This is a genomic window from Pseudomonas sp. PWP3-1b2, assembly GCF_049896045.1.
Lineage (GTDB): Bacteria > Pseudomonadota > Gammaproteobacteria > Pseudomonadales > Pseudomonadaceae > Aquipseudomonas > Aquipseudomonas antarctica_B.
On record NZ_JAFCTN010000003.1, the window covers coordinates 167,468 to 184,395 of the forward strand.

At 62.0% G+C, this 16,928-nt stretch carries 11 protein-coding genes; 7 read left to right on the top strand and 4 right to left on the bottom strand.

Annotated features, from left to right (window positions below; translation table 11 throughout):
- Positions 1-63: 63 nt before the first annotated feature.
- The 3 genes from ACP7A2_RS03215 to ACP7A2_RS03225 form a co-directional block, all read right to left on the bottom strand.
- Positions 64-1,149, bottom strand: a complete 1,086-nt coding sequence (locus tag ACP7A2_RS03215) for a 5-(carboxyamino)imidazole ribonucleotide synthase (protein WP_426133042.1) — start codon at positions 1,147-1,149, stop codon at positions 64-66.
- 12 nt (positions 1,150-1,161) lie between these two features.
- Complete coding sequence (purE, locus tag ACP7A2_RS03220) at positions 1,162-1,653, bottom strand: 5-(carboxyamino)imidazole ribonucleotide mutase (protein WP_003176980.1); 492 nt, start codon at positions 1,651-1,653, stop codon at positions 1,162-1,164.
- A gap of 253 nt (positions 1,654-1,906) precedes the next feature.
- Complete coding sequence (locus ACP7A2_RS03225; RefSeq protein ID WP_049710883.1) at positions 1,907-2,830, bottom strand: LysR substrate-binding domain-containing protein; 924 nt, start codon at positions 2,828-2,830, stop codon at positions 1,907-1,909.
- Between the two features lie 182 nt (positions 2,831-3,012).
- On the opposite strand from ACP7A2_RS03225, the gene aspA reads away from it, so the two are divergent.
- The 7 genes from aspA (at position 3,013) to ACP7A2_RS03260 (ending at position 15,356) form a co-directional block, all read left to right on the top strand.
- Positions 3,013-4,437, top strand: a complete 1,425-nt coding sequence (gene aspA, locus ACP7A2_RS03230) for an aspartate ammonia-lyase (protein ID WP_375065667.1) — start codon at positions 3,013-3,015, stop codon at positions 4,435-4,437.
- 391 nt (positions 4,438-4,828) lie between these two features.
- On the top strand, positions 4,829-6,274 hold the full coding sequence (locus ACP7A2_RS03235; RefSeq protein WP_426133043.1) for an alanine/glycine:cation symporter family protein: 1,446 nt from the start codon (positions 4,829-4,831) through the stop codon (positions 6,272-6,274).
- 76 nt (positions 6,275-6,350) lie between these two features.
- The gene (locus ACP7A2_RS03240; protein ID WP_426133044.1) at positions 6,351-7,328 is read left to right on the top strand and encodes an asparaginase; all 978 of its coding nucleotides are present in this window, start codon (positions 6,351-6,353) and stop codon (positions 7,326-7,328) included.
- 116 nt (positions 7,329-7,444) lie between these two features.
- The gene (locus ACP7A2_RS03245; RefSeq protein ID WP_426133045.1) at positions 7,445-12,046 is read left to right on the top strand and encodes a hypothetical protein; all 4,602 of its coding nucleotides are present in this window, start codon (positions 7,445-7,447) and stop codon (positions 12,044-12,046) included.
- Between the two features lie 66 nt (positions 12,047-12,112).
- Positions 12,113-13,105, top strand: coding sequence for an AraC family transcriptional regulator (locus ACP7A2_RS03250; protein ID WP_426133046.1), 993 nt, complete (start codon positions 12,113-12,115; stop codon positions 13,103-13,105).
- A gap of 122 nt (positions 13,106-13,227) precedes the next feature.
- Positions 13,228-14,268, top strand: coding sequence for a histone deacetylase family protein (locus ACP7A2_RS03255; RefSeq protein ID WP_426133047.1), 1,041 nt, complete (start codon positions 13,228-13,230; stop codon positions 14,266-14,268).
- Positions 14,265-15,356 carry a polyamine ABC transporter substrate-binding protein gene (locus ACP7A2_RS03260; RefSeq protein WP_426133048.1) on the top strand — a complete coding sequence of 364 codons (1,092 nt, stop codon included), beginning with the start codon at positions 14,265-14,267 and terminating at the stop codon, positions 15,354-15,356. Before ACP7A2_RS03255 ends, ACP7A2_RS03260 begins: the two co-directional genes overlap by 4 nt.
- Position 15,357: 1 nt before the next feature.
- Here the strand turns inward: ACP7A2_RS03260 and ACP7A2_RS03265 are convergent, their stop codons facing one another.
- Positions 15,358-16,896, bottom strand: a complete 1,539-nt coding sequence (locus tag ACP7A2_RS03265) for a PLP-dependent aminotransferase family protein (RefSeq protein ID WP_426133049.1) — start codon at positions 16,894-16,896, stop codon at positions 15,358-15,360.
- Between the last annotated feature and the right edge of the window lie 32 nt (positions 16,897-16,928).

Consider the following 16,928-nt stretch of genomic DNA (forward strand, 5'->3'; position numbering starts at 1 on the left):
CAGACTTTGGCGTCCTGCAATGAGAGAGGCGGCGGCAACCAATGGTTCCCGCCGATCCCTGGATTACTGTTCGGCGATCAGCGCCTGGACCTTGAGGATTTGCGCGTCAAGCGTCGCGCGGTCCTTGCAACGCAGGTTGGCGTGACCGACCTTGCGCCCGGCCTTGAAGGCTTTGCCGTAATGATGCAGGTGGCAGTCGTCGATGGCGATGACTTTTTCCACCGCCGGCACCACACCGATGAAGTTGAGCATGGCGCTCTCGCCGACCTTGGCCGTGGAACCCAGCGGCAAGCCCGCCACCGCCCGCAGGTGGTTTTCGAACTGGCTGCACTCGGCGCCTTCGGTGGTCCAGTGCCCGGAGTTGTGCACGCGCGGGGCGATTTCGTTGGCCTTGAGGCCACCGTCGACTTCAAAGAACTCGAACGCCATCACGCCGACGTAATCCAGCTGCTTGAGCACACGGCTGGAATAGTCTTCCGCCAGGGCCTGCAACGGGTGATCGGTGCTGGCCACGGACAACTTGAGGATGCCGCTGTCGTGGGTGTTGTGCACCAACGGGTAGAAGCGGGTTTCGCCATCACGGGCACGCACGGCGATCAGCGAAACTTCGCCGGTAAACGGCACAAAGCCTTCCAGCAGGCAGGCGACGCTGCCCAGTTCGGCGAACGTGCCGACCACATCGGCGGCGGTGCGCAGGACTTTCTGACCCTTGCCGTCGTAACCCAGGGTGCGGGTTTTCAGCACGGCCGGCAGGCCAATGCTGGCGACAGCGGCGTCCAGGTCCGCCTGGGACTGGATATCGGCGAAGGCCGGAGTCGGAATGCCCAGGTCCTTGAACATGCTCTTCTCGAACCAGCGGTCGCGAGCGATGCGCAGGGCTTCGGCGCTCGGGTACACCGGCACGAACTGCGACAGGAAGGCCACGGTTTCAGCCGGGACGCTTTCGAACTCGAAGGTCACCAGGTCGACTTCGTCGGCCAGTTGGCGCAGGTGGTCCGGGTCGCTGTAGTCAGCACGCAGGTGTTCACCCAATGCCGCCGCGCAGGCGTCCGGCGCCGGGTCCAGGAAAGCGAAGTTCATCCCCAGCGGAGTTCCCGCCAGAGCCAGCATGCGGCCCAGTTGGCCGCCACCGATTACACCGATTTTCATCAATCAACCACCTCAGGCGATGCGTGGGTCTGGATTGTCCAGCACGCTGTCTGTCTGCTCGGCGCGGAATTTTTTCAGCACCGCGTGGAACTGCGGGTGCTTGGCGCCCAGGATACTGGCGGACAGCAAGGCGGCGTTGATCGCGCCAGCCTTGCCGATTGCCAGGGTCGCCACCGGAATACCGGCCGGCATCTGCACGATCGACAACAGCGAATCGACGCCCGAAAGCATGGCCGACTGCACCGGCACGCCGAGCACCGGCAGGTGGGTCTTGGCCGCACACATGCCTGGCAAGTGCGCCGCACCGCCGGCACCGGCGATGATCACCTCGATGCCACGGGATTCTGCTTCATCGGCATACTGGAACAGCAAATCCGGGGTGCGGTGGGCAGAGACCACTTTCACTTCATACGGAATGCCGAGTTTTTCCAGCATATCGGCGGTGTGGCTAAGGGTGGACCAATCGGACTTGGAGCCCATGATCACGCCAACCAATGCACTCATCGTCGTGCCTCTTCTCTCTGGGCGCCCGCAGGCGCGTCAAAAAACAACAAGCCACGCGGGAAATCCAGCGTGGCTTGTTGTACGAATTCTGGCCGATTGGACCGGCCGAAGGCCGCGCAGTATACCGTAATAAACCAGATAAACAGCCCCTCGGATGACCATCTGTCTAGCGGCGCAAAGGGGCGGTTTTATTGACTTACGAGTCAGCGAAAACACCACAAAATAGTGTGGGAGCTGGCTTGCCTGCTCCCACCTAACCGCGCTCAGCCGTCGAGTTTTGCGCCGCCCCACCTTCCAGCTTGCGCCACAACAACCGCACGTTCGCCTTGCGCACCAGCGCGCAGCGATACAGCCGAATCTCCAGCGGCACATGCCATTGCGGGCCGCCGCACACCACCAACTCACCTCGGGCCAACTCGGCACGCACGCTCAACTGCGGCACCCAGGCGATGCCCAGGCCTTCCAGCGCCATGCTTTTCAGGCTGTCGGCCATCGCGGTTTCATACACGGTGGTAAAGCGCAACGCACGCTGGCGCAGTAACAGGTGAACCGAACGCCCAAGGAAGGCACCAGCGCTGTAGGCCAGCAACGGCACACTGCCCTCGCCTTCCAGGTCGAACAGCGGCTTGCCGTCGGCATCGGCGGCGCACACCGGGAGCATTTCGGTGTTGCCCAAGTGCAGCGAGGGGAAAATTTCGGGGTCCATCTGCATGGCGGCGTCCGGGTCATAGAACGCCAGCATCAAGTCGCAGCCGCCTTCACGCAGGGCGTGCACTGCGTCACCCACGTTGGTGGCGACCAACCGCGTGGCAATGTTCAGCCCCTCATTGCGCAGTTGCGCGATCCAGCGCGGGAAGAAGCCCAGCGCGAGGGAGTGAGCCGCCGCCACCTGCATGACCTCACCCTGCCCGCCTTCCAGATGATGCAAATGGCGCAGCACCTCACCGAGCTGTTCAACCACGGTGCGCGCCGTCACGAGGAACAACTGCCCCGCCGCCGTCAGCTCTACCGGGGTGCGCGAGCGATTGACCAGTGTCAGACCCAACGCGGCTTCCAGGCTGCGAATACGCCGGCTGAAGGCCGGCTGGGTCACAAAGCGCCGCTCCGCTGCCTGGGAGAAACTGCGGGTCGCCGCCAGGGCGCTGAAGTCTTCCAGCCACTTGCTCTCAAGGTTCATCAGTTCCTCCCACGGATACGCACCATTTTGGTACACACGCCCGCCATGATAACCGGGTCACAGCTACATTATGCCGTTTGTGCATAGGCCAGCGCTGAAAGGCATTGGCCCAAAATCTCCCACAAGCCTAGCATTCGCAGCGTTCCGGCCAGTTCCGGGTCCTTATCGAGATGATTTCCGTCATGTCCTCCGCTGCATCATTCCGCTCAGAAAAAGACCTGCTTGGCGTACTCGACGTGCCCGCTCAAGCGTATTACGGCATCCAGACCCTGCGAGCGGTGAATAACTTCCGCCTCTCGGGCGTTCCGATTTCGCATTACCCGAAATTGGTGGTCGGCCTGGCAATGGTCAAGCAAGCAGCCGCTGACGCCAACCGCGAGTTGGGCCAGCTCAGCGATGCCAAGCATGCGGCTATCAGCGAAGCCTGTGCCCGCCTGATTCGCGGCGATTTCCACGAAGAATTCGTGGTGGACATGATTCAAGGCGGCGCCGGCACTTCAACCAACATGAATGCCAACGAAGTCATCGCCAACATCGCGTTGGAGGCCATGGGCCACAACAAGGGCGAATACCAGTACCTGCACCCCAACAACGACGTGAACATGGCGCAGTCGACCAACGACGCCTACCCGACCGCGATCCGCCTGGGTCTGCTGCTGGGCCATGACGCGCTGCTGGCCAGCCTCGACAGCCTGATCCAGGCGTTCGCCGCCAAGGGCGTCGAATTCAGCCACGTGCTGAAAATGGGCCGCACCCAATTGCAAGACGCCGTGCCGATGACCCTCGGCCAGGAATTCCGCGCCTTCGCCACCACCCTCGGTGAAGACCTGGCCCGCCTGAAAACACTGGCACCAGAGCTGCTGACCGAAGTGAACCTGGGCGGCACCGCCATCGGCACCGGCATCAACGCCGACCCGCGCTACCAGGCCCTGGCCGTCCAGCGCCTGGCCCTGATCAGCGGCCAGCCGCTGGTGCCGGCAGCCGACCTGATCGAAGCGACCTCCGACATGGGCGCCTTCGTGCTGTTCTCCGGCATGCTCAAGCGTACCGCCGTAAAGCTGTCGAAAATCTGCAACGACTTGCGCCTGCTGTCCAGCGGCCCACGCACCGGCATCAACGAAATCAACCTGCCGGCGCGTCAGCCAGGCAGCTCGATCATGCCCGGCAAGGTCAACCCGGTGATCCCGGAAGCCGTAAACCAGGTGGCGTTCCAGGTCATCGGCAACGATCTGGCCCTGACCATGGCAGCCGAAGGCGGCCAACTGCAACTGAACGTGATGGAGCCGCTGATCGCGTTCAAGATCTTCGACTCGATCCGCTTGCTGCAACGCGCCATGGACATGCTGCGCGAGCACTGCATCGTCGGCATCACCGCCAACGAAGCGCGCTGCCGCGAACTGGTGGAGCATTCCATCGGCCTGGTCACCGCACTGAACCCGTACATCGGCTATGAAAACGCCACCCGCATTGCGCGTATCGCCCTCGAAAGCGGCCGCGGCGTGCTGGAACTGGTGCGCGAAGAAGGCTTGCTCGACGACGCCATGCTCGACGACATCCTGCGCCCGGAAAACATGATTGCCCCACGTCTGGTCCCCTTGAAGGCCTGATGTTTGTTGCACCGCTCACCAGGTTGAGGGACTAGACACCTCTCACCTTTTGAGGGCCTGAAGGCTCGTTCTTCAGGCCCTTTTTTTTGCCTTGAGGTTGTGAAATGACGCCAATAAGAACTCTAAAATCGCCCTGCAAACCCAACTCCCCTGCAACAGCTTGGCTGAAACCTTTAATCGCCTCGTGCAGACGGATTACGCTCGCGTAGGTATAGTGCCGCCCCTGTTCGCGTCAGCGGTCGTCGGTAACGAGATCCTGGACTGCGCGAAACCGCATGAATAACAACACCCGCAAAAGGATTGGGGTCGAAGCGTCGTGCACTGCCTGGTGCTGAGCGATGCGTCGGACCGTCCTGCGTTTGCCATTAGAAAAATCAGCGAGGAACACTCCATGCTCGAAGTCATCAACGACTTCCTCTCAGGGAAAGTACTGATCGTGCTCATTGTCGGGCTCGGCGGTTATTTCACGATCCGCTCGCGTTTCGTTCAACTGCGTCACTTTTTCCACATGTTCTCGGTGTTTAAAGACAGCCTGAAAAGCAGCTCCGGCCAACTCAGCTCGTTCCAGGCGCTGATGCTCAGCCTGGCCGGCCGCGTCGGTGCCGGCAACATCGCCGGTGTGGGCATTGCCGTGACCCTGGGTGGCCCCGGTGCCGTGTTCTGGATGTGGGTCACCGCATTGGTGGGCATGTCGTCGAGCTTCATCGAGTGCTCCCTCGGCCAGCTGTACAAGCGCACCGACGCAGAGGGCACCTACCGTGGCGGCCCGGCTTATTACATCCAGCACGGTTTGCACAAGCGCTGGCTGGGTATGGTCATGGCGTTCCTGCTGCTGGTGACCTTTGGCTTCGCCTTCAACGGCCTGCAAGCCCATGCCGTGACGCACTCGCTGAACAACGCTTTCGGCCTCGACACCACCTACACCGGCCTCGCGCTGGCGGTGCTGCTGGGCCTGGTGTTCATCGGCGGGATCAAGCGCATCGCGTCCATCGCTGACCTGCTGGTGCCGGTCAAGACCCTGGTCTACATCGCCGTGACCCTGTACGTGATCGTGCTGCAATTCGACCACGTGCCGGCCATGCTCGCGACCATCGTCAAGAGCGCTTTCGGCCTCGACCAAGCCTTCGGTGGCCTGGTAGGCAGCGCGATCATCATGGGCGTGAAACGCGGCGTGTTCGCCAACGAAGCCGGTCTGGGCAGTGCGCCTAACGTGGCAGCGGTGGCCTCCGTAGAACACCCGATCGCCCAAGGCGTGGTCCAGGCGTTCAGCGTTTTCCTCGACACTTTCGTGATCTGCACCTGCACCGCGCTGCTGATCCTGCTCTCCGGTTTCTACACCCCAGGCTTTGAAGGCGACGGCATTGCCCTGACCCAGAACTCCCTGGCCGCCGTGGTCGGTGACTGGGGCCGCATGTTCATCTCGGTGGCCCTGGCTTTGTTCGTGTTCACCTCGATCATGTACAACTACTACCTCGGCGAGAGCAACCTGCGCTTCCTGGTGGGCAACAACCGTAAGGTGCTGATGGGTTATCGCGCGCTGGTGCTGGTGCTGATTTTCTGGGGCTCGATCGAGAACCTGGGCACCGTGTTCGCCTTCGCCGACATCACCATGACCATGCTCGCCTTCGTCAACCTGTTCGCCCTGGCGTTCCTGTTCAAGATCGCCATGCGCATCCTGAACGACTACGACAACCAGCGCGCAGCCGGCATCAAGACGCCCGTGTTCGACTCCAGCCAGTTCCCTGACCTGGACCTGGACCGCAAGGCCTGGCCGGCGAATCCGGCAAAACCGCAAGCAGTCGCTTCGGCTGAACTGAACGCTCAAGCGCAACGCTAAGCGTAGATAGATGACACGCCGCCCGGCCTTGGGCATGCTCTGGGCCCGGCGGCGTTTTTCGTTCAGGAGAATCTTAATGTCACCCTCACACAACGTCATGGTGCTCTACACCGGTGGCACCATCGGCATGCAGGCCAGTGCCAACGGCCTGGCGCCCGCGTCCGGTTTCGAAGCGCGCATGCGCGTGCAGCTTGCCGATCAACCGGTTCCCGCCTGGCATTTCCAGGAAATGGCCCCGCTGATCGACAGCGCCAACATGACCCCCGCCTACTGGCAGCGCCTGCACACGGCCGTGATCGACGCCGTGGACCTGGGCTGCGATGGCGTACTGATCCTGCACGGCACCGACACCCTGGCCTACAGCGCAGCAGCCATGAGCTTCCAACTGCTCGGCCTGCCCGCGCCGGTGGTGTTCACCGGTTCGATGTTGCCGGCCGGCGTGCCCGACAGCGATGCCTGGGAAAACGTCAGCGGCGCGCTGCACGCGCTGGGTGCTGGTTTGGAACCGGGCGTGCAGCTGTACTTCCATGGCGCATTGATGGCGCCAACCCGTTGCGCGAAGATCCGCAGTTTTGGTCGCCATCCCTTTGCCGCGCTGCAACGCAACGGCGGCGTGGCCCAGGCCGACATGATCCCGGCAGCCTTGCACTACCGTCAGCCCAAGGCCCTGGCCAATGTTGGTGTGCTGCCGCTGGTGCCCGGCATCGCTGCCGCGCAACTCGATGCGCTGATCGACAGCGGCATTCAGGCGCTGGTGCTGGAGTGCTTCGGCAGCGGCACCGGGCCGAGCGACAACCCCGCATTCCTGGCCAGCCTGCAACGGGCGCAGGACCAAGAGATTGTGGTGGTAGCCATCACCCAATGCCATGAAGGCGGCGTGGAACTGGACGTCTACGAAGCTGGCAGCCGGTTGCGCGGCGTCGGCGTGTTGTCGGGTGGCGGCATGACCCGCGAAGCAGCATTCGGCAAGCTCAACGCGCTGATCGGCGCCGGGCTCGACACTCAGGAAGTCCGTCGACTGATGGAGCTGGACCTGTGCGGCGAATTGCGCTGAGCGCCAATACCGAGGCTACATAAGCACCACCGTTCCTGACCGTGCGTTTTCTAGCATGACCACACCCCAGGGTTGCTCTGGGGTCGTTGCCATTCTTACGCACGTCAGGACGCTCCATGACCGCCACCCTTTCCACGGCTCAACCGCACACCCTCACCGCAGCCCTGATCACGCAAATGTCCCTCGGCCCGGCGTTTCGCGAAGTCGCCGCCGAGTTGTTGCGCGAACAGTTGCACACGCTTTATCCGTCACTGGACATCGACCCGAACATCGCCGTGGTCGTTACCCCGATATGGGAGATTGTCGATGACCAGGTCATCGCTGCCGGCCACTACTACCAGGCACTGACCGACATTCTGGCCGTCCAGTCAGTGGTGGCGACGCCCGTCCTCTACCTGGAAGGCGAACACTTCCTGACCCAATTGCCGATCGTTGTGCCGGCGGTGCACCTGCCGGTGCGCATCCTCGACATTGCCGGCATGCTCAACACCCTGGCGCCCGTGATCTTGCCCGGCTATCAACAGACGCTACTGACCTACTGGAACGGCGCCGAGGATGAAAGCGGTCCGCGCTGGCATTCGCTGTCCGCGGCGTTGCGCGAATTTTGGGATGCTGAAGAGTTAGCCGACTGGACCACCGCAGACCGCCAGATGGCGAGTGAGCTGTACCGCACGCCTGACCTCGCAACACGCCTGCTCAGTGACCCCAATGCTGTGCGGGCCTATGTGATCGATATCGACGAGATCGACGACGCTGGCAACGTCACGCACCTCAACGAGCATCTGATCAGCGTCGTCATCGGTCAACAGGAGGGCAGCGACGTAATCCTCACGCACTCACTGCTCTTGGGCTTCAAAAAATACAGCAGCCTGGAACAACTCGCCCAGGACCTGCCCAACCTCCTGGATAACGCTACCACCCACAAAACCATTCAGTGGCGCCTGCTCGAACCCGATGGCGATTTTTTTGACTACCTGGCGAGTGCCTTCATCAGCGTGCAGATTGCCGCCATCGGCGCCATGGATTTTTCGTATTTACGCGAATCCCAAGCCACTCAGAAATCCCTGGTGTCACCGCCAACCCCGCAATCCACCGTGGCCGCCCCCGATCTGCAACCGTTTATCCAGGCCCTCCCCGATTGGCTCACCAGCGCCTCAAGCTCCGATCAGAATATCTATTCGCGCTACCTCAAGGACCTGGCGACCTTGCACAGTTCCAATCAGGGCCAGTCCTATCAGGATGGCATCAGCCCGATCAAGCAATACGCACTGGATATGCTGAACGCCGAAATGCGCAAAGACCACGCCGACGCTGCGGCGCTGCTTCTGGAAGACCTCGATATCGTGGTGAAAAGCCCGGTGATCTGGGGATTGTTCCCGATACCCGGGCAATTTGACATCGCCGTGTTCGGCCTCGCAGACCTGGCGCTGCAGAACTTGATTGCCTTGCCTCTGGGCGTCACCACGCTGCGCAAGAGAAGCCCTCAACCGCTTCCCGACTGGCTGACCGTCGAGTACCTGAAAACGCTGATCAGCCGCGTAGACATCGGCAACGCCTACCCCGCGCTGATCAAGCAAAAACTGCTCGCTGATCCCCGGGAATCCAGACGCCGCCAAGCGCTCTATGCACAGCACTTGCGCCTTCAACTGCCGATGCTCGCGCTGCAGTGCAAGATTCGCGATGAAGCCGGGATTGATGAGCTGGGCTATCGCTACGTGGCGGCGGCGATGCAGGCCGATCCCGCCGACCGCCAGGTGCAGGGCCAGGTGATCGTCATACGGCCGCTGGCGTTCGAGCCGCTACGACGACTGAGCAAAACCCTGGACACCGTCGCCAACATGTTCGTCATCGGCCCCCAGGACCCGGCCGCTGGCCCTTGTTTGCTGTATCGGCCGCTGCTCGACCAGCCGTTGAGCCAGTACCCGTCGCCCACCAACTTGATCTACGCCCTGCAACAAACCACGAGCCTGCGAGACTCGGTGCTTGCCTGGCTGCCCGATGACGCGCGCCATGATTACGCCCAGTACGTGTTCCCCGGTGAGCTGCCCTCGCCCTGGACGGTGGTCGACTTCATGGTCGACCCCCTCAAGCTGCTGATCATGAGTGGGCCTATGGCGCTCGGTACGCAGGCACTGACAGGCGATCAGTTCGTCACGCTGTATAACGCCAATGCCAACGCTCTGGTCGAACTGGCAGACCGCCAATCGGTGTCCAACAGCGATGCGCGATGGGCCACGTTCAAGCGCGCCGGCTGGATGATCTTCAATGCTGCTCTGCCATTCCTCGGCAGGACTGTCGGCGCCGCTGCCTGGATCTGGCAAATCATGGATCAGCTGCAACACGTGGTCGACGCCCAGGCCCACCCTGAACAGGCGTCACCCTGGGCGGCCCTTGCCGACCTGCTGCTTAACATCGGCATGGCGCTCACCCTGCACAGCGTCACCCGCAACGCGCCACGCCGGGAGATCGATGCGCCCAACGTTGCGCAGCTGCCGCGCCCCACCGTCAAGACAACACCCTTGTCCATCAACAAACTGGCAACTATCACCTCGGACGCGCAAAGCAACCACGACCAGCCCTTGCATACCAGTGGCGCAATAAACCGTACGCCGTCACGCCTGGCGGTGGTGCTGGACAGTTTCAAGGTCGCCAGGCCCGACGCGCTGGGTGAAGCCAACACTGTCGAGGGCGCGCATCAGCATCTCTATCGCAGCGGTCAAAACTGGTACGCGCCCGTGGGCACGCGCTGGTTCCAGGTGCGGGTGGATGAAAACGACAGTGTGCTGATCGCCGACCCTGCACAGCCCGAGCGCACCGGCCCGCCGTTGATCAACAACAGCAAGGGGCAATGGTTTGTCGATACCCGCCTGCGCCTGCGCGGTGGCGGCCCCAAGTACCTGACCCGCAAGGCACAGGCCTTGGCGCTCAAACGCGCGCAAGAGCTGCGCGTACAGTTGGACGCGTTCGAGAACACCAAAAAAGCCGCCCAACTGCAGCTGGAACACACGCGCCAGGCCATGGAAGCTGGTCCCTCCACGTCAGCCGAGGCGCGTCGACAAACCTACCTGCAAACCCTGGAAAGCCAACGCAAGGAGTACGAGTCGGCCCTGCAAAAACTCAAGGAATTGAGTGTTCACGCACCGACCTCCGATTACCCGCAAAAAGCCCTGAGCTACATCAAGGCGCAAACCAAGATGACGAGCGAAAGTTTGCGCGAAATCCTCACGCTTTTTACCCCGAAACTGCGCGCCGCCCTGGAGCGAATCGAACGTCAGGCCGAGTCGCCACAAGACCGCCAGATCGAAGAGGACCAGAGCCTCAACGAGCTGATCCCGGTCACCATTGGACACCTGGAATACATGCAGAGCCGTTTCAGTGAGCTTGACCAGTTGGGCAAGGATGGCAAGCACCTGATCAGCATCATCCAGGGTACGCTGCCCGCCTATAGCGTCGACCAATTGAAAGCATTACGCGTGTCGATCTCGCGCAACTTATGCCTGTCGCCGACCAGCATTCAGGCGGCGCCTGTGGCCTGGACGACGCTCGATCAAATTGTGAACAGCGCCGAAATCTCGATTCAGTGTTTGCAGGAAACCTTGCTTGCACAAAGCGAGTCGCAACTCGACGCACGAATCGACACCCTCAACAGCCTGATCGATCAGTTCCAGACGCAAGACGAACAGCTGCAGGATTTTGCCGTCGACTTTTCGGACCACGTGCTGCCAAAGCCGCTGCAAACCCTGCGCAGCCAACTCGCCGGCTATCAGCGCCGAGCCATCAGCAACCTTGGCGTGTCGACGACCGAACGAGACCGCGTGCGAAGCCGTCCGACACCGCCGCCAACCCCGCCCAGGGCTCATAAAAAATACATCCGCACACGCTTTCATGGGCAGCTCATTGGCGAACCGCGGTTGACTGATCTGGCAACGGAAACCTGGCTGGTGGATATCACCTCGCCGGTCACGAACAAAGTGATCGCCACCTTCCATGAAAAAACCAAAGGGGTCTGGGCCTTGCGCGTGAAAACGCCACCCACGACTCCGTCGCCAGTGGATATCCAAACCACCATTCGACAGGGCCAGGCACTGCTCGACGAACTGCCGGCATTCCAGCTGCGCGCCACTGCCCGAGCGAGTCGGCCGGACCGAACCCCTGTCAGCATCGAACAGCTTTACCACCATCAGGCGGCGCGCCTGGAACAGGCCGCCAATGCCATCGAGCACACGCTGACGCTAAGCAACGACACCGAAAGTGAAACGCTTCCAGCGAGTACCGTGAAAAAGGCCTTGGTCGATGCTGTAGAAGCCCTTTATCAGACCAGCAACACGTGCGTGCTCAGCGCGATCAAGCAACATCCGCCCACCGCCTGGGCGCTTGACTGGCTCCAGCAGCATGATGCGATCACCCTCAAAAAAACCCTCAACCGCCGACAGCGGGGGCATAAGGCCCACTACGTGTCGGAATACAGCATCAGCGATCGCTCCACCCATGAAGTGCTCTGGTATGCCCAGTTTCATTACAGCGCCAACTGGACACCCGACAAGGCGTTCCTGTCAGCGCGCTTGAAAACCGTCGAGGAACTTCGCATGGGCGCAGCCGCTGACGCCTCCAAAGGCTCGACCAGCAAGCAGAGAGTCAACTTTTTGCGCAGTGAGATCAGCCAGGAACAAGCCCAACGCGTGTTTTTCGACCGCCCGAAATCTGAATCCGGTAGCTGATGCGGGGCCGGTGGGACGGCATGCAACTTGCTGCGCCTTTGCCACACTCTGGCACTGGTTTTGCCCATGCTGCATTCACACCTGACCACGCTCAATGCCGTGTCCCTGGTCCTGGCCACCTTCCAGGACCAGGGCCTGGCGAGCGACGTGTTACTGGCCGGCAGCGGCATTGGCGTCGCCGATCTGCGCCACGCCGACACGCGCATCACCACCTGCCAGGAGATGCGCGTGTGCGCCAATGCCGTGGCCCTGCGCCAGGACATCGGCCTCGAACTGGGCCAGCGCATGCACGTGTCCTCCTATGGTTTGCTCGGCTATGCGCTACTCACCAGTGCCACCTTAGGTGACGCGTTACGCCTGGCGCTGCGCTACCCGGCGCTGTTGGGAACACTTTTCGAGTTGAGCCTGGTGGAAGACGGCGAGCAGATCTGGTTGACCGCTGGCGACTATCGGGAAAACCCGGAACTGGCGGCGTTCAATGTAGAGTTTTGCCTGGTGTCGCTCAAAGTCATCTGCGATGACTTGCTGGGCCGCCCGCTGCCGTTGCGTGAAGCGCGCTTCGACTATCCGGCGCCGGATTACCACGCACGCTATGCCGAACGCTTCGATTGCCCGCTGCAATTTGACGCGCCGACCAATGGGTTTGCCTTCGACCAGCAGTGGCTGCAACAACCCTTGCCTCTGGCGGATGCCATCACCCACCGCGCCATGGCCGAACGCTGCCGCAAGCAGAACTCCGAATTTACCGGGCGCCAGGCCTGGCTCAATCGCGTGCGCCAGTTGCTGGCCGACCAACTGCACGCGGCCCCCGGCCTGGACGGTTTGGCGGCGCAGATGAACTGCTCGCCGCGCACCTTGCGCAGGCACTTGAAGGCGCTGGGGTGCAGCTATCAGCAATTGCTCGACGAGCTGCGCTTTGAGCAGGCCAAGCACTGGCTGGCGCAAGACCAATGGCCGATTCACAAAATCGCCGAACAGTTGGGTTTCAGCGAGACCGCCAGCTTTCGCCATGCGTTTGTGCGCTGGAGTGGCGTGGCGCCCAGCCTCATGCGCCCTTAATGGGCGAATTATGGTCACTTTCTTTGGCCATATTTATCCCCTTCTGGCCGCTCCTGCCATTCTCTTGAACCACCCGCGCCGCAACACTGCAAGGCACAACAACAGGCCTGCGGGGAGTACCCATGCTGACGATCTATTCCGACGATCACCATCTGCACCATGGACGCTGTGAATTGATGGACGGGCAACTGATGCCCTGCTTCGAAATGCCTTCGCGGGCCGACCATGTGCTGCAACGGGTCAAGGACCGTGAACTCGGCCCGGTGCAGGCGCCGCAGGATTTCGGCCTGGCCCCGCTGCAACGCATCCACAGCCGCGACTACCTCGATTTCTTCAAAGGTGCCTGGGCCCGCTGGACCGAGTTCGGCCAGGACGGCGACTTGCTGCCCTACACTTGGCCCGCCCGCACCCTGCGCCGGGTTCTGCCCACCAGCCTGCACGGCCAGCTCGGCTATTACAGCTTCGACGGCGGCGCACCGATCACCGCCGGCACCTGGCAAGCGGCATACAGCGCGGCGCAAGTCGCGCTCACCGCACAACAGGCAATCCACAGCGGCGCCCACAGTGCCTTCGCCCTGTGCCGCCCGCCGGGGCATCACGCCGCAGGCGACTTGATGGGCGGTTATTGCTACCTCAACAATGCCGCGATTGCCGCCCAGGCATTTCTCGACCAGGGCCATAAAAAGGTCGCGATTCTCGACGTGGACTACCACCACGGCAACGGCACCCAGTCGATTTTTTATGAGCGCAGCGACGTGCTGTTCACCTCGATCCACGGCCACCCGGAGGCAGAATTCCCGTTCTTTCTGGGCTACGCCGATGAGCGGGGCAAAGGCGCCGGGGAAGGCTTCAACTTCAACTACCCACTGCCAGCCGGCTCGGGCTGGGACCGGTGGAGTGCGGCGCTCGAAGAGGCGTGCGTCGAAACCGAACGCTACGGCGCCGACATCCTCGTGGTGTCCCTGGGCGTGGACACCTTCAAGGACGACCCCATCTCCCAGTTCAAGCTCGACAGCCCGGATTACCTGGCCATGGGCCGACGCATCGCGCGCCTGGGCAAGCCGACCCTGTTTGTGATGGAAGGCGGCTATGCGGTAGAAGAAATCGGCATCAACGCCGTCAACGTCCTTGAAGGTTTCGAACTGGAAGGAGTCACCCGATGAAGATGCTTACCTCCCTCGCCCTGTGCGCCGCCGTAGCGAGCGGCGCAGTGCAGGCCGAAGAAAAAACCCTGAAGGTCTACAACTGGTTCGACTACATCACGCCCAAGGCGCTCGAAGACTTCAAAGCCCAGAACCCGGCGATCAAGCTGGTGTACGACATCTTCGACACCAACGAAGCCCTGGAAGCCAAGCTGCTCACCGGCAACTCCGGCTATGACGTGGTGGTGCCGTCCAACGTGTTTCTCGCCAAGCAGATCGAAGCCGGCGTGTTCCAGCCGCTGGACCGCAGCCAGTTGCCGAACTGGAACCACCTTGATCCCAAGCTGATGAAGCTGATCGAGGCCAACGACCCAGGCAACAAATTCGCCGTGCCGTACATGTACGGCACCATCCTCATCGGCTTCAACCCGGACAAGGTCAAGGCCGCGCTGGGGGCCAATGCACCGGTAGACAGCTGGGACCTGATCTTCAAGGAAGAGAACATCAGCAAGCTCAAGCAATGCGGCGTGGCCTTGCTTGATTCGCCGTCGGAAATCCTGCCCTTGGCGTTGCAGCACTTGGGCCTGGACCCCAACAGCAGTAACCCCAAGGATTACGTCAAGGCCGAAGCCTTGCTGATGAAGATCCGGCCGTACGTCACCTACTTCCACTCGTCCAAATACATGGCGGATATCGCCAACGGCGACATCTGCGTGGCCGTCGGCTATTCGGGCAGCTTTTCCCAGGCCGCCAACCGCGCCAGGGAAGCCAGGAATGGTGTGACCGTGGACATGCGTCTGCCCAAAGAAGGCGCGCCGATCTGGTTTGACATGCTCGCCATCCCCAAGGGCGCGCAGAACCCGCAGGACGCCTACACGTTCATCAACTACCTGCTGCAACCCCAGGTGATCGCACCAGTCAGCGACTTTGTCGGCTACCCCAACCCGAACAAGGACGCGACCGAGTTGGTCGACCCGGCGATTCGCAACAACCCCAACCTGTACCCCACCGAGGCCGCGATGGCCACGCTGTATACCTTGAAACCGTTGGGGCGTGATGCGGAACGGGCGAGGACGCGAGCCTGGACCAAGATCAAGTCCGGCACCTGATTCAGCCTTGCCAGGCCTGGCGCAGCCGCGCCAGCGCCAAGGCAATACCCGCTTCGGGCACGGCGGCGAAGCCCAGTACCAGACCGGCGCGCTGATCCTCGGCAGGGCTCGACTGCGCCAGCCAGTACGTGCTCAAACCGTTGACCTCCACATCCACGGCGCACGCTTGCTCAAGCAATTGTTGCTCACGGGCCAGGCTGTCGACACGCACCGTCAGGTGCAGCCCCGCCGCCACGCCGGGCAACTCCCCCACACCCGGCAACCCGCTGGGCCAGCCCGCCAGCAACGCGTTGCGTCGGCTCAATGCGGCGCGGCGCATGCGCCGAATATGCCGCTGAAAATGCCCGGCCGCCATAAACTCGGCCATCACCGCCTGGGTGCTGACTTCGGAGTGGCGCATGTCCACAGCGCGCCGCCTGGAGAAAGCGTCCACCAAACCCAGGGGTAATACCAGATAGCCCAGACGCAACGCGGGGAATGCCACCTTGCCGAAAGTGCCGACGTACAGCACTCGGCTGCTGCGGTCCAATGCCGCCAAGGGCGACAGCGGCGCGCCGCTGTAGCGGTACTCGCCGTCATAGTCATCCTCAATGATCCAGCCCCCCGTACGCTCGGCCCAGGCGAGCAGATCCAGGCGCCGCGCCAGGCTCATTACCACGCCGAGCGGGTATTGATGAGACGGCGTTACGTAAGCCACGCGGCAGTCATCCAGCGAGTTGAGCACCTGGCAATCAATGCCCTCGCCGTCCACCGGTACGCCATGCAGTTTGCCGCCCGCCAAGGCGAATGCATGCCCGGCCGCGCGATAGCCGGGGTTTTCCACCGCCACGCCGTCTCCAGGCTCCACCAGCAGCTGTGCACAAAGGCTAATTGCCTGCTGCGCGCCACTGGTGATCACTATTTGCTCAGCCGTGCACTGCATGCCCCGCGAGCTGCGCAAGTAAGCGGCGATCAAGCCGCGCAGGCGAGCGTCACCCGCCGGGTCGCCGTAGCAGAGCTGCTCCAGGTCCGGTTTGCGCCAGAACGCCCCGTTCAGCTTGGCCCACACCTCAAAGGGAAACAGGTCGAAGGCGGGTACACCCACCCGGAATGCCCGTGGCGGGCCGGACGGTGTTTGTGAAAGGTGGTTGTTTTTTATCCGCGCCAGGCCGCCGCTGTGGATAACTTCACTGTCCAGATTTTCGGGAAAATTCTCCCATTTTGTGGATAAGGCTGGGGATAAGCCTGTTGATAACCCTGTGGATGGTTTTGTGGATAGTTTTTTTGCCGTGGGCAGTTGAGCCACATAAGTGCCATCGCCGACCCGGCTCTCGATAAACCCCTCTGCATACAGCTGGTCGTAAGCGCGCACCACGCTGTTGCGCGAGATCGACAGCGCCGCCGCCAAGTCGCGGGTGGCCGGCAACCGTGTGCCACTCACCAGCCGGCCGTCCAGCACGCGCTGGCGCAGGGCCTCATACAGCTGGCGAGTCAGGCCCTGGCGACGATCCAGCTCAATGCCAGCGGGGTTGAATGACAAAGGCGGCGCGATGGGTGGCATATTGGACCTATGAAATGGATGCCAGATGGCTC

Bases quoted from the DNA above. Each gene is read 5' to 3' on its own strand.
- ACP7A2_RS03215 (WP_426133042.1), bottom strand. From the start codon at position 1,149: ATGAAAATCGGTGTAATCGGTGGCGGCCAACTGGGCCGCATGCTGGCT.
- purE (WP_003176980.1), bottom strand. From the start codon at position 1,653: ATGAGTGCATTGGTTGGCGTGATCATGGGCTCCAAGTCCGATTGGTCC.
- ACP7A2_RS03225 (WP_049710883.1), bottom strand. From the start codon at position 2,830: ATGAACCTTGAGAGCAAGTGGCTGGAAGACTTCAGCGCCCTGGCGGCG.
- aspA (WP_375065667.1), top strand. From the start codon at position 3,013: ATGTCCTCCGCTGCATCATTCCGCTCAGAAAAAGACCTGCTTGGCGTA.
- ACP7A2_RS03235 (WP_426133043.1), top strand. From the start codon at position 4,829: ATGCTCGAAGTCATCAACGACTTCCTCTCAGGGAAAGTACTGATCGTG.
- ACP7A2_RS03240 (WP_426133044.1), top strand. From the start codon at position 6,351: ATGTCACCCTCACACAACGTCATGGTGCTCTACACCGGTGGCACCATC.
- ACP7A2_RS03245 (WP_426133045.1), top strand. From the start codon at position 7,445: ATGACCGCCACCCTTTCCACGGCTCAACCGCACACCCTCACCGCAGCC.
- ACP7A2_RS03250 (WP_426133046.1), top strand. From the start codon at position 12,113: ATGCTGCATTCACACCTGACCACGCTCAATGCCGTGTCCCTGGTCCTG.
- ACP7A2_RS03255 (WP_426133047.1), top strand. From the start codon at position 13,228: ATGCTGACGATCTATTCCGACGATCACCATCTGCACCATGGACGCTGT.
- ACP7A2_RS03260 (WP_426133048.1), top strand. From the start codon at position 14,265: ATGAAGATGCTTACCTCCCTCGCCCTGTGCGCCGCCGTAGCGAGCGGC.
- ACP7A2_RS03265 (WP_426133049.1), bottom strand. From the start codon at position 16,896: ATGCCACCCATCGCGCCGCCTTTGTCATTCAACCCCGCTGGCATTGAG.